Here is a 12,940-nt window from a genome sequence, read left to right as displayed (position 1 = left end):
CCACCGGAGGGTCAGGAGAGCGGACGACCGGTCAGCCGGTACCAGAACCGACGGAGTCGGCCGGGGCGCCGGGGTCGGCCACCGATCAACAGGTACGCCGTCTCGACCATCTGACGGTCCAGCTCCGGCGTGGCCAGGGCCAGGTACGCCAGCGAGGTGGCGATCGGTACCGGGCGTTCCCGCCCCACCTCGGCCACGTCGGCGAGCCGTTCGGCGGTCATCCGGGCCACGTCCGGGCGTACCTGCGGGTCCACCCAGGCGGCGGTGACCAGGGCGAACAGTGCCGCCTCGGTGGTCCAGTCCTCCACCCCCCAGAGCAGGTCCACCAGGACGGCCCGGCGTACCGAGGTGTCCCAGGGCTCGTCGGTGCGGTGGTGCAGCAGCCCCAGACAGGCCCACACCTGCACGCAGCGCACCCACAGGGAGGGGTCCTGGCTGTTCAGGACCCGCCCCAGCGCCGTGGCGGGCGGGTCGGGCGGGTGCACCAGCAGGCCGAGGAGATCGGGCAGGTCGAGGGTGGCCAGGCCGACAGCCGCGTCGTACGCCGCCGGTGGATGCGGCCAGGCGGGGGTGGCCACCTGCCGGATCCGTCGTACCGCCTCCTCGGACGGTGGGGGGATCGCGGGCGCGACGGTGTCCGCCTGGTACGCCCACAGCTGTCGGGTGCCCGAACGTCGGGGCTGACGCGGGTCCGGGCCGGGTACGTCGGTGGCCGACTCGACAGTCAGCTCCGGGACGGCGGCGGCGAGGGTCCGTAGGGCGCTGGGCGGCTCCGGTGCCACCAGCCGTAGCCGTTCCCCCCGGGCGGCCGGCCTGTCGTGCACCGCCTGGCGGATCACCTGCACCAGCGTGCCGCCGGCCGGGGTGAGCTGCCCCAGCCAGGGGCGGCTGCGGCAGGACTCGGCGAGGTCGGTGTGCTCGTGGGTGTCGTCGGGGTGGTCCCTGACGAAGTCGGTCAGGGCCACCAGGTGGGCCACGTCGCCGTCGCGGGCGAAACGCAGTCGGTGCGCGGTGTGCACCGCACAGTCGAAGGCGGGGTCACGTTCCAGGGCGTGGTCGATCCAGCGCAGCGCCTCGTCGAGCCGCCCGTTGTCGGCGAGGGTGCCGGCGATGTCGGCGTAGACGGCGAGGTCGTCGGGGTCGTGTTCGACGGCCCGGGTGAGGGCGGCCAACGCCTCCCGGGTGCGGCCGGCGCTGCGGTGGGCGTACCCGAGCCACACCTCGCCGAGCTTGGACGGCTGGGCGCGTACGCCCCGGGTGGCCCAGCGGACCGCCAGCTCGGTCTCGCCGATCCGGCGGGCCAGCGCGGAGGCCGCGCCGAGCAGGAGCCCGTGGTCGGGGCGGACCGTCACCGCGTTGCGGGCGAGCGCGAGGTACGGACCGAGGGCCGCCCGGCCGGACGGCGGCACCGGATCCGGTACGGCGGCGCAGATCTGCATCAGGATCCGGGCGATCCGGTCCGGGTCGAGGCGTTCGGCCAGCTCGGGGGCGGTCACCCAGGGCACTCCCGCCCAGTCGACGCCGGGCGAGTGACCGGTGGCGGCGGCCAGGAGGTCCAGTCCCTCCGCCGGGCGTCCGGCGGCGGCGAGCAGGTGTGCGCGGGCCACCACCGAGCCGACGAAGGCGTGGTGGTTGAGGGGGAAGAGTTCGACGCCCCCGTCGCCGACGGCGGCGAGCCGGGCCAGGGTCTCGTGTACCTCCGGCAGGGTCGGCGCCTGGGCCAGCGCGCCCGCGACGTGCCCGGCCGCGTGTTCCAGCTCGCCGGAGTCCAGCGCCAACCGGGCCAGGGCGAGTTCCTCCGCCGCCGTCAGCGCGGCATCGTCCTGCTCGGACACGTAGCCCTCTCGGTCGTGATGGGTCTCAGCGTTCGGCAAGCCTAGGGGATGTCCGGCCGGACCTGTGACATCCTGCGCGTTACTGCTCACTACATTGCTGGCTCGGACTCATTCGTGCAAGACTGAGCAGCAAATGCGCGGGGATCGCGCATGACCGTCGAGGTGACGGGGAACCCCGTCGAGACGGCACAGGAGGCGGCGCAACCGCGTCGGGGAGGAGTCACCGTGACGCGCGCAGGCAACGGCATGGCCACCGACATCGCCGAGCAGCCGGCCGGATACGCCCGGCTGCTCACCCCCGAGTACGCCGACCCGATCGCCCGGGTCGCCGCCGTGATCGCCCGACGTCGCCCCCGCCACGTGGTCTTCACCGCCCGGGGCACCTCCGACCACGCCGCCCTCTACGCGGCGTACCTGACCGAGATCCGTCTCGGCCTGCCCGCCGGTCTGGCCTCGCCGAGTGCCCTGACGGTCTTCGGTGCCCGCCCGGACTACTCCGACGCCCTGGTCGTCGGGGTGAGCCAGAGCGGCGGGTCACCCGACCTGACCGAGGTGCTGCGGGTGGCCCGGGACTCCGGGGCGCTCACCCTCGCGGTCACCAACGCGCCGGACTCCCCGCTGGCCGCCGCCGCCGAACTCTCCGTCGACATCGCCGCCGGGCACGAGCGGGCCGTCGCCGCCACCAAGACCTACACCGCCGAGCTGCTCGCCCTGCTGATGCTCGTCGAGGGCGTACGCGCCGGTGACGGGGTGCTGCCCGACGAGGAGCGCGCCGCCCTCGACGGGCTCCCGGAGCTGGCCGCCCGCACCCTCGACGACTCCACCCCCACCCAGCTCGCCCCCCGCTACCGGTTCGCCGCCCGACTCGTCACCACCGGCCGGGGGTACGCGTACCCGACCGCCCGGGAGGCCGCCCTCAAGCTGATGGAGACCTCCTACCTGCCGGCGTTGGCCTTCTCCGGTGCCGACCTGCTGCACGGACCGCTGGCCATGACCGACCCGGACGTGCCGGTGCTGGCCGTGATCGGCTCCGGTCCCGGCGGCGGGTCCATGCGGGAGGTGCTGCCCCGCCTCGGCGAGCGTGGCGCCGACGTGGTGGCCGTCGGGTCGGCCGACGTCGAGGCCTCCGCCCGGATGGCGGTCCCCGAGGTCGACGAACGCTACGCCCCCCTGCTCGACATCCTTCCGCTCCAGCGTCTGGCCCTGGCCCTGGCCCTGGCCCGGGGCGAGGACCCGGACGCCCCCCGAGGGTTGAAGAAGGTCACCGCGACGATGTGACGGGGGCGTGGCAGGCTGGTGTGGTGTCCACGCTGCGCGATCTCGCCGAGGAGCACACCCGGCTCCGCCCCACCGACATCGACCACCTTCACCGGCTCGCCGGTGAGTGGCAGCTCCTGTCCGACCTGTCCTTCGCCGATCTCCTGCTCTGGGTCCCGACCGACGAGGACGGCACCTTCTGCTGCGTGGCCCAGGTCCGACCGACCACCGCCCCGACGGCGTACCAGGACGACCAGGTGGGCCGGACCATCGGCGGGCCGGAGGTGGCCCACCTGGAGATCGCCCACCGGCAGGGCCGGATCTGGCGGGAGGGCGACCCGGTCTGGTACGGCGACGTACCGGCCCGGCACGAGGCCATCCCGGTCCGGCTGCGTACCACCGACGGGGAGGCCGGTGAGGTGATCGGGGTGGTCGGCCGGGACACCAACCTGTCCACCGCCCGCACCCCCAGCCAACTCGAACTGAACTACCTGACCACCGCCGACGACCTGGCGCAGATGATCTCCGACGGGACCTTCCCGCCACCCCGGCACCCCGGGGAGACCACCTCCGCCCCCCGGGTGGGCGACGGGCTGGTCCGGCTGGACGCCGGGGGCAAGGTCACCTATGCCAGCCCGAACGCCCAGTCGGCGTACCGGCGGTTGGGACACGCCTCCCTGCTGGTCGGGGAGGACCTGGCGGTCCTGCACCGCAGACTCGCCGGGGACCCCCTGGACGGCACCGACGCCGGCAACGCGGTCCTCGCCGCGCTGCGCGGCGAGGGACCGCCCCGCCGGGAGATCGAGGCCAAGGGCGCGACGATGCTCACCCGGGCGCTGCCGCTGATGCCCGCCGGAGTGCCGATCGGCGCCCTGGTCCTGGTCCGCGACATCACCGAGGTACGCCGCCGCGACCGGGCGCTGATCACCAAGGACGCCACCATCCGGGAGATCCACCACCGGGTGAAGAACAACCTGCAGACGGTGGCCGCACTGCTGCGGTTGCAGGCGCGTCGGGTGGCCATGCCGGAGGCCCGGGTGGCGCTGGAGGAGTCGGTCCGTCGGGTCGCCTCGATCGCCCTGGTCCACGAGACCCTCTCCATGTCCAACGACGAGGCGGTCGAGTTCGACGGGATCGTCGACCGGGTGGCCAGCGCCGCGACCGAGGTGGCAGCGACCGAGGTCGCGGTCCGGATGCGCCGCTCCGGCAGCTTCGGGGTCCTCCCGGCGGAGATCGCCACCTCCCTGGTGATGGTCCTCAACGAGCTGCTGCTCAACGCTGTCGAGCACGGCTTCCCGAACCCGCCGTCGGAGCCGGACGCGCCCCCCGCCGAGGTGGTCGTCTCGGTGCAGCGGTCCCGCAAGAAACTGCACGTCACCGTCGCCGACAACGGGCGCGGCCTGCCCACCGACTTCGACCCGGAGCGGGCCGGTCGGCTCGGTCTCCAGATCGTGCGGGCGCTGGTCACCGGTGAGCTGCGGGGCACCATCGAGTTGCGGGCGGGGGCCGAGGCGGGCACCGAGGCGGTCCTGGTCGTCCCGCTGGCCCGGGGGTGACGGCTCGACCCGTCCCGACCGGGGTCGGGCGACTGTCAGCGGGTCAGCAGCGCCACCGTCAGACCGGCGCGCGGCCAGACCCCGGTCACCGTGTAGTCCGCGCGTAGCGCGTCCCCCTTCGCCCCCGGCACGGCGGCCAGGGGGTCGTCGCGGCGGCCCGCCACCACCAGCCAGACCCGGGTGACCCCGGCGAGGCACTCGGCGGGCCGGGCGCACTCGGTGGCCCACAGGTCCCCCCGGTCGGCCTGGTCGCGGATCAGCAACGCGTCGCGCGGCTGGTCGGCCGCCGGCGACGGCCCGGCGGGTGCGTCACCGGGCTCGGCCCGCCCGGTCGGGGGTCGACTCCGGCCCAGGTGGTACGCCATCCCGAGGTCGAGGAAGAGCCAGCCGTCGCGGGGCGCGTAGACGACGGCGTCGCCGGGACGCCGACCGGCGACGACCACCTCGGCGGCACCCCGGTAGTCGATCGCGGCGCTGCGCGGCCACTCGTGGGTCCGACGCAGTGCGACCTGGTCGGGCAGGCCCATCAGCCCGACCAGGGCCACCACCGCCAGTCCGGCCGGCAGCCCCGCCCCGCGCACCGGCACCCAGACCCGACGGAGCCGACCCGACTGTGGCGTACCCCGGTCCGGTCGGGTCCCCGGGGTGTCGGAGTCGGTGGTCACCGGGGGTGGGGCGGCGTCGGCCCGCGCGGCCCGGGTCAGGGTCAGGGCGGCCCCGGCCAGCAGACACCCGAACGGCACCGTGAAGAAGAGGTAGCGGGGGACCCAGAGCGGCACCACCGATCCGACGGCGAGGAGCAGCAGGACCGGCAGCGCCAGGCAGACCCCGGGCACCAGGGCGGGTCGCCCGTACCGGAGCGCTCCGAGGGCGGCGAGGCCGAGCACCAGACCGCCGACCGTGGCGCTCTGGGCGAGCCCACCGGGCAGCCCCGTCACGTCGGTCAGGCGGGCCGGGTCGACCCAGTCGAGCTGCCGGGACCGTTGCTCCCGGGCCACCAGGACCAGGGGGGTCAGCAGCAGGGCCGCCGGGACCAGCGCCGCCGACCAGGCACCGAACCGGCGGACCCGACCACCGGACGGCCCCTCGGTGAGGACGACCACCGCGTGCGCCCCCACCAGGATCAGCGCCACCAGGTGGGCGAGCCCCAGAGCGGCGACGGTGGCGGCGTACCCGACCCACCGGACCCACCCGCCCCGGCGTACCGCGTCGACCAGGAGCACCGTGGCGAGGACGGCCAGCAGGGTGGCCAGCGCGTACGGCCGGGCCTCCTGCCCGTACCGGGAGGTGCCGGGCAGGACCGCGAAGAGGAGTCCGGCGAGCAGTCCGGCCCGGGCGCCCACCAGCCGCTCCCCGAGCACCGTGGTCAGCCCGGCCGCCGCCGACAGGGCCAGGGCCGCGGGGAGCCGCAGCGCGGTGACGGAGTCGCCGAACACTGCCACCCACCAGTGCAGGAGCAGGTACCAGGCGCCGGTGACGGCGTCGATGGTGCCGACCATCCGGACCAGTCCGTCGAGGCCCCGGGTGGCGGCGCTCCAACTGGCGAGTTCGTCCCGCCACAACTGGGCCTGATCGATCCCGGTCAGGGTGACCAGGAGGGTCACCAGGGTGGGCCAGAGCCACCCGAACCGGATCCCGGTCGTGGGCGACCGATCGGGCCGTCGGCTCGACTGCGGCACGTCGCCCACGGGTCGAGCCTGGCACACCGGCGGGCCGGGCAGGCGGAGATCGGCCCGGTCCAGCCACCATCGGTCACCGGAGTACGCGACCGGGGCGCAGACGCCCCGACGACAGCGGTGGGTACGGGTCACACGCCCGTCCGTGATGTGGGATGTGGCACGCAGCCGTTGGCCGCCTCCGGGCGGTTGTGGCAGCATGGTCGGCATGACCGCCGCTGTCGTCCGCTTCTTCGTGGCCCGTCGCCACGTCGACTACGGGCACGTCTGCAGCGCGCTCTGTCCGGCCATCTGAGGACGCCCGACCCCATTCTGTCTCGGGCAAGCCCCCCCGCGTCGGCCGTCGAAGACACCGCCGTCCCCCGCCCCTAGCCGGGCCGGCCGTCGCTACCGCACTCGCACCCTGAGGCACAGCAGACATCGGAGGACGCCGCGATGGCGGTCAGCAGCACCCCTACCTCGTCCCAGGAGCCGGCCACCCCCCGGGCCCGAGCCCCCCGTCGACCCCGAGGCGAGGGCCAGTGGGCGCTCGGCCACCGCGAGCCGCTCAACCCCAACGAGCGGACCAAGAAGGACGACGACCCGCTCAACGTCCGGGCCCGGATCGAGAACATCTACGCCCACGGCGGTTTCGCCTCCATCGACCCGGTCGACCTGCGGGGGCGGTTCCGCTGGTGGGGCCTCTACACCCAGCGCAAGGCGGGCATCGACGGTGGCCGTACGGCGGTCCTGGAGCCGCACGAGCTGGAGGACGAGTTCTTCATGCTCCGGGTCCGCGTCGACGGCGGGCAGCTCAGCGTGGCCCAGCTGCGGGTGCTGGCCGAGATCTCCACCGAGTTCGCCCGGGACACCGCCGACATCACCGACCGGCAGAACATCCAGTACCACTGGATCCGGGTCGAGGACATGCCGGAGATCTGGCGGCGGTTGGAGGCCGTCGGCCTGCAGACCACCGAGGCGTGCGGCGACTGCCCCCGGATCGTGCTGGGCAGCCCGGTCGCCGGGGTGGCGCAGGAGGAGCTGGTCGACCCGACCCCGGCGATCGACGAGATCGTCCGCCGGTACGTCGGTGACAAGCGCTACTCGAACCTCCCCCGCAAGTTCAAGTCCTCGATCTCGTGGCTGGTCGACACCCCGTACGAGGCCAACGACATCTCCTTCCTCGGCGTCGAGCACCCCGAGCACGGCCCCGGTTTCGACGTCTGGGTCGGTGGTGGGCTCTCCACCAACCCGATGCTGGCCAAGCGGCTCGGGGTCTGGGTCCCGTTGGACGAGGTTCCGGACGTCTGGGCCGGGGTGGTCGGGATCTTCCGGGACTACGGCTACCGTCGGCTGCGCCACCGGGCCCGGCTGAAGTTCCTGGTCGCCGACTGGGGCGTGGAGAAGTTCCGCGAGGTGCTGGAGAAGGAGTACCTCGGCCGGACCCTGCTCGACGGCCCGGCCCCGCAGCTGCCGTCGAAGCCGATCGACCACATCGGGGTGCATCCGCAGCGGGACGGGCGCAACTACGTCGGGGCGGCCCCGGTGGTCGGGCGGGTCTCCGGCACCCAGCTCGCCGAGCTGGCCGACGTGGTGGCCGAGCACGGCAGCGACCGGATCAGCCTCACCCCGTACCAGAAACTGCTGGTGCTGGACGTCGCGCCGGAGCGGACCGAGTCGCTGGTCGGGGCGCTGCGTCGGATCGGTCTGGACGCCCGGCCGTCGGCCTGGCGGCGCGGCACCATGGCCTGCACCGGCATCGAGTACTGCAAGCTCGCGATCGTCGAGACGAAGGCCCGGGGCGAGGAGCTGGTGGCCCGGCTGGAGGAGCGGCTGCGCGAGTTCGACGCGGACATCTCCATCCACATCAACGGCTGCCCGAACGCGTGCGCCCGGACCCAGGTCGCCGACATCGGCCTCAAGGGGCAGTTGGTGGTCGGCCCGGACGGGCAGCAGGTGGAGGGCTTCCAGGTGCACCTGGGGGGCGGCCTGGGTATGGCCGAGGGGCAGACCGCCGGTTTCGGCCGCAAGCTGCGCGGCCTGAAGACCACCGCCGACGAGCTTCCCGAGTACGTGGAGCGGCTGGCCCGTCGGTACCTCGCCAGCCGGACGGCCGGGGAGAGGTTCGCCAACTGGGTGATCAGGGTCGACGAGGAGGAGCTGAGATGAGCGACGCCCGTTCCGCACCTCTGTACTGCCCGTACTGCGGGGAGGAGAACCTGCGGCCGAGCGAGGAGGGGCACGGCGCGTGGGAGTGCCACGCCTGCGTCCGGGTCTTCTCGGTGAAGTTCGTCGGCCTGCTCTCCCGGGGGGTGGACTCCCGATGAGTGAGCTTGCGAGCGTGGCCGGGCTCGGCCTGGTCGGCGTCGGCGGTCCGGTCCGGTCCGAGCCGGGACGGCGCAGCCCCGAGGAGTTGCGCGAGCTGGCCACGACGGCCGGCCGGGAGTTGGAGGGTGCGCCCGCCCTGGAGATCGCCAGGTGGGCGGCGGAGACCTTCGGTGACCGGTTCTGCGTGACCAGTTCGATGGCCGACGCGGTCCTGGCTTATCTGGTCTCCCGGGTCGCGCCGGGGGTGGACGTGGTGTTCCTCGACACCGGCCTGCACTTCCCGGAGACGCTGCGGGTGCGCGACGAGGTGGCCCGCCGACTGCCGGTGAACGTCAGGTCGATCCGGCCCCGGCTCACCGTCGGCCAGCAGGACGGGGAGTACGGTCCCCGACTGTTCAACAGGTCCCCGGACGAGTGCTGCCAGTTGCGCAAGGTGGAACCCCTGGAGCGGGCCCTGACCGGGTACGACGCCTGGGCCGCCGGGCTGCGCCGGGACGAGTCCCCGTCGCGGGCGAACACCCCTGTCGTCACCTTCGACCCCCGGCGGGGTCGGGTGAAGGTGAACCCGATCGCGGCCTGGAACCAGGCCGACGTGGACTCCTACATCGCCCGGCACGACATCCCGGTCAACGAGCTGTTCCGTCGTGGGTACGGCTCGATCGGCTGCTGGCCGTGCACCCGTCGGACGAAGGCGGGGGAGGATCCGCGCGCCGGTCGCTGGGCGATGTTCGAGAAGACCGAGTGCGGACTGCACGTCTGACCGCGACCGGGCGGGACCCGGTCGTCCTGGTGGCGCACGGCAGCCGTGATCTCCGGGCGGCCGAGGCGACCCGGGCGCTGGCCCGGGCGGTCGCGGCGGTACGTCCCGACGTCCCGGTCCGGCCGAGTTGGCTGGACCACACCGACCCGGGGCCGACCGAGGTGCTCCGGGATCTCGCCGCTGCCGGGCACCGTCGGGCGGTCCTGGTCCCGCTGCTGCTCACCGCGGCCTACCACCGTCGGGTGGACATCCCGGCGGCGGTCGCGGCGGCCGGTGACGCCCCCGACCCGTTGACGGTGCGGGTGACCGAGGTGCTCGGCCCGGCCTGCGGTGCCGTGGACGCGGGGCTGCTGGACGCCCTGGGCCGTCGGCTCGCCCCGGCTGCCGACTTCGACGCGTTGGTGTTGGCGGCGGCGGGGACCCGGGACGCCCCGGCCCGCGCGTCGGTGGGTCGGGTGGCGGCGGCGATGGCCGACCGGTACGCCGTACCGTGCCGGATCGCGTACGCCTCGGCGGGGTCGCCGGACGTGGGGCGGGCGGTGGCCCGGCTGCGGGCGGCGGGGGCGCGTCGGGTGGCGGTGTCGGCGTACTTCCTCGCCCCGGGCTACTTCCACGACGCGGTCACGGCCGCGGCCGATGCCGCCGGGGTGGTGACCGTGGCGGCCCCGCTCACCGACGTACCGGAACTGGTCGACCTGGTGCTGCGGCGGATCGACTCGACCCCGGAGTGACCCATTTCATGATCACTTCCCGGTCGGACCGGGTAACGACTCCCGTGCCGGTGCGCCGGCGACGTTCGCGGTGTCGTCGACGCCGGGGCAGCGGGTCGGAGGGGGAGTGGGGCGGTGGCGGACGCAGAACACCCCGGTCGGGGAACCCGACCGGGGTGCGGTAGTTCTGGGTGGGGATCAGGCGGAGTGAGCGCGCAACACCCGGAGGCCACCGCGACGCTTGACCGCGCGGCGCTCCTCCTCGCTCATTCCGCCCCAGACGCCAGCGTCCTGACCGGACTCCAGCGCCCACTGCAGGCACTGGTCGGTCACGGAGCAGCGCCTGCAGACGGCCTTGGCCTGCTCGACCTGCAGGAGGGCCGGCCCAGACGTCCCGATCGGGAAGAACAGCTCCGGGTCCTCGTCGCGGCAGACAGCATGGTGACGCCAGTCCATGGCGGCAACACTCCTCGTTCTGGGTGGGTGGCAGATGACGCTTTTGCTTTTTCTTATGCATCCGCAGTGCCGAAAGTGACGGTTCGCGTCTTTCAATTCGGCATTGCGTGAGCAAGCCTGTCGGTCGCCGTGAGCTGCGAGACGGACTCGAAGATCCGAGTCTGTCCGGCCGCGCTCCCGGTTACTCAAGTTCGCTTGTGAATACTTTCACGAACTCACACGATGTCAAGGGTGACGCTCGGAAAAACTCCGAGCGGTGAGCAAGCTCACGACCTATTTGTCCGGGTTTGCGGGGGGCCTCGTCACCCGGCGTGTAACAGCCTCTGGTCAATATAGTACGAACTTCGTGACTTGGTTGACATTTCCGGTACCTGCCTTCTCGGGTGGCGGCCACCGCGTCGCTGCGGTGAGTGACCGCGTCGATCTAGGGCAGTACCCCGAGACTCAACAGATTACTCTCAGTGCGGAGGGAACGGATGTGAATCTAACTTTCTCCCGCTCGCCAAGGTAGTCCCCATCGAGCTGAAACGCCTGCGGACGCGCCGAGAGCAGGGTGAACTCCTCCTGATTGTGCAGCCGCAGCACCTGTCGACCGTGTGGATCGGGGTTCTGAGCGAGGAACTGCGTCACCGTTCGTGTCGTACCGGCCACCCGGAGGCGACGAAGGGCCAACAGGTCCAGCCCCCTGTCGAAGGACGCCTCCGGGTTCGCGTTGACCTCCCGGTCCCCGACGTAGGTCCACGGGGCGGTGTTCTGCACGATGACGGTGGCGAGGTCCGTCTCGGCCTCCTCGCCCGGCCGCTCCACGCTGATGGCCGGGGCGCGACGCTCCGCACCCATCACGTACTGCTGGATCATCGACCGCAGGTAGAGGCCCGGAGTGGAGACCCGTCCCTTGCGGCGGGCCTGCTCGACCCGGTGGATCACGGCGGCGTCGAACCCGAACCCGGCGCAGAAGGTGAAGTAGCGGTCGTCGGCGCGGCCCAGGCCGATCGTCCGGCTCCGCCCGATCCGGAGCCCCTCCAGGATCATGCTCGTGCTCTCCGGCCAGTCCCGGGGCAGGCCGAGGGCGCGGGCGAAGACGTTCGTCGAGCCGCCCGGAACGGTGGCCAGCGCGGGGAGCCGGTCGGCGGGTGACCCGCCGGGTGTGTCGGCCCTCCCGGCACCGGGCGGGGTCCCGTCCGGCGCGGCGGCGGCCTTCGCGGCCATCAGGCCGTTCACCACCTCGTTGACGGTGCCGTCCCCGCCCAGGGTGACGACGACGGCGACCTTCTCGTCGGCCGCCTCCCGGGCGATCTCCGCCGCGTGTCCACGCCGACGGGTGTACCGCACCGACAGGTCGACCTCGCTGCGCAACGCTCGGACCAGCACGTCCCGGCTGCGTTCGGTGGTGGTGGTGGCCTTCGGATTGACCACCAGGACGGCCCGCATGGGCGGCACTTTACCGGGATGACCTTTGGGTAATGTGGCCCGAGTGACCATCGACTCGCACCAGGTGCCCGCCACCCTGCGCTGGGCGTCGCGGCTGCTCTACGGGGAGGCCGCCGCCCTCGGTCTGGTCGCCGCCTGGTTGGTCTGGGCCGACCTCACCGCACCCACCACCGACCTGGCCACGGCGCTGCTGGTGACGGCCTTCGCGATCGGCGGGGCGATCGCCCTCTGGGCGCTGGGTCGGGCGTTGGCCGACCGGCGGGCGGCGGCCCGCGCCCCGGCGATCGTGCTGGAGCTGATGCTGCTGCCGGTCGGGTGGTACATGATCCTGGGCGGGATGGGCTGGCTGGGCGTGCCGCTGATCGCCCTCGGCCTGGGGGTCTGCGGGCTGCTGGTGAGCACTCCCACCAACCGCGCACTCGGCTTCGAGCGCGACTAGGTCAGGTCGGCCCCGGGGTTCAGTACCCGGCTCCGCGCCGGGTGAGCAGGGAGATCGTGGCCTGGTCGCCGACCGCCTCGGCGGCGGCCCCGGTGGTGAGCGCGGTGAGCACCTTCCACGCGAACGAGGACTCCGACGGCAGCGTGGCCCCGTGCACCGTCGGCACGGTGACCTGCACGGTCAGTGCGTCGTCGGTGACTGTGAACCGGCACTCCAGCTCGGCGTCGCGGGTGGCGATCGCCAGCAGCATGGCGCACGCCTCGTCCACTGCGATACGTAGGTCCTCGATCTCGTCGAGGGCGAACTGCAACCGGGCGGCCAGTCCGGCCGTCGCGGTCCGCAGCACCCCGAGATAGCCGACGTCCGCCGGCACTGTGAGGTGCACGATGTCGTCGGTCGTCGCCTGCCCGGTCAGTTGAGTCACCCTCATCCCCCCGGTCGGGGACTCTACCCGGTCGGCGACCACATCGCGTGGCGGCGGTCACCACCCGTTCGTAACGATGCGGAGCCGCC

Annotated in this window: 12 protein-coding genes; 7 read left to right on the top strand and 5 right to left on the bottom strand. The window is 73.2% G+C overall.

The genetic code is table 11. From position 1 onward, the window contains the following. Positions 1–11: 11 nt before the first annotated feature. Complete coding sequence (locus WHN02_RS00550) at positions 12–1,835, bottom strand: tetratricopeptide repeat protein (protein ID WP_434741584.1); 1,824 nt, start codon at positions 1,833–1,835, stop codon at positions 12–14. 246 nt (positions 1,836–2,081) lie between these two features. Here WHN02_RS00550 and WHN02_RS00545 point away from each other — a divergent pair, with 246 nt between their 5' ends. Continuing rightward, positions 2,082–3,113: an SIS domain-containing protein gene (locus WHN02_RS00545; RefSeq protein ID WP_434744111.1), complete on the top strand. Its 1,032-nt coding sequence runs from the start codon at positions 2,082–2,084 to the stop codon at positions 3,111–3,113. A 23-nt stretch (positions 3,114–3,136) separates the two neighbouring features. After that, a complete protein-coding gene (locus WHN02_RS00540) occupies positions 3,137–4,648 on the top strand; it encodes a sensor histidine kinase (RefSeq protein ID WP_434741583.1) in 1,512 nt (503 codons plus the stop codon). A gap of 35 nt (positions 4,649–4,683) precedes the next feature. On the opposite strand, the gene WHN02_RS00535 is transcribed toward WHN02_RS00540, so the two are convergent. After that, positions 4,684–6,147, bottom strand: coding sequence for a glycosyltransferase family 39 protein (locus WHN02_RS00535; RefSeq protein ID WP_434744110.1), 1,464 nt, complete (start codon positions 6,145–6,147; stop codon positions 4,684–4,686). A gap of 612 nt (positions 6,148–6,759) precedes the next feature. Between WHN02_RS00535 and WHN02_RS00530 the strand changes: the two genes are divergently transcribed. Genes WHN02_RS00530 through WHN02_RS00515 form a run of 4 tightly spaced genes read left to right on the top strand, consistent with a single transcriptional unit; the run spans position 6,760 to position 10,122 of the window. Next, positions 6,760–8,472, top strand: coding sequence for a nitrite/sulfite reductase (locus WHN02_RS00530; RefSeq protein WP_434741582.1), 1,713 nt, complete (start codon positions 6,760–6,762; stop codon positions 8,470–8,472). Then, positions 8,469–8,630 (top strand): hypothetical protein, encoded by a 162-nt coding sequence (locus WHN02_RS00525; protein ID WP_434741581.1) that lies wholly within the window; start codon positions 8,469–8,471, stop codon positions 8,628–8,630. The genes WHN02_RS00530 and WHN02_RS00525 overlap by 4 nt, the downstream gene beginning before the upstream one ends. Further along, a complete protein-coding gene (locus tag WHN02_RS00520; protein ID WP_434741580.1) occupies positions 8,627–9,391 on the top strand; it encodes a phosphoadenylyl-sulfate reductase in 765 nt (254 codons plus the stop codon). Before WHN02_RS00525 ends, WHN02_RS00520 begins: the two co-directional genes overlap by 4 nt. Continuing rightward, on the top strand, positions 9,373–10,122 hold the full coding sequence (locus WHN02_RS00515; RefSeq protein WP_434741579.1) for a sirohydrochlorin chelatase: 750 nt from the start codon (positions 9,373–9,375) through the stop codon (positions 10,120–10,122). Before WHN02_RS00520 ends, WHN02_RS00515 begins: the two co-directional genes overlap by 19 nt. A 177-nt stretch (positions 10,123–10,299) precedes the next feature. Here WHN02_RS00515 and WHN02_RS00510 read toward each other — a convergent pair whose 3' ends face one another. Both WHN02_RS00510 and WHN02_RS00505 read right to left on the bottom strand, forming a co-directional pair. Beyond that, complete coding sequence (locus WHN02_RS00510; protein WP_007072794.1) at positions 10,300–10,557, bottom strand: WhiB family transcriptional regulator; 258 nt, start codon at positions 10,555–10,557, stop codon at positions 10,300–10,302. 444 nt (positions 10,558–11,001) lie between these two features. Further along, the gene (locus WHN02_RS00505) at positions 11,002–11,988 is read right to left on the bottom strand and encodes a diacylglycerol/lipid kinase family protein (RefSeq protein ID WP_434741578.1); all 987 of its coding nucleotides are present in this window, start codon (positions 11,986–11,988) and stop codon (positions 11,002–11,004) included. A 43-nt stretch (positions 11,989–12,031) separates the two neighbouring features. Between WHN02_RS00505 and WHN02_RS00500 the strand changes: the two genes are divergently transcribed. Then, on the top strand, positions 12,032–12,427 hold the full coding sequence (locus WHN02_RS00500) for a hypothetical protein (RefSeq protein ID WP_434741577.1): 396 nt from the start codon (positions 12,032–12,034) through the stop codon (positions 12,425–12,427). 19 nt (positions 12,428–12,446) lie between these two features. On the opposite strand, the gene WHN02_RS00495 is transcribed toward WHN02_RS00500, so the two are convergent. Continuing rightward, positions 12,447–12,851: an ATP-binding protein gene (locus tag WHN02_RS00495; RefSeq protein ID WP_350896380.1), complete on the bottom strand. Its 405-nt coding sequence runs from the start codon at positions 12,849–12,851 to the stop codon at positions 12,447–12,449. Positions 12,852–12,940: the final 89 nt, after the last annotated feature.

The sequence above is a fragment of the Micromonospora sp. SH-82 genome (genome assembly GCF_051132485.1).
Lineage (GTDB): Bacteria > Actinomycetota > Actinomycetes > Mycobacteriales > Micromonosporaceae > Micromonospora.
The sequence above is the reverse complement of the archived record's forward strand: the minus strand, read 5'-3'. Positions and strand labels throughout refer to the sequence as shown.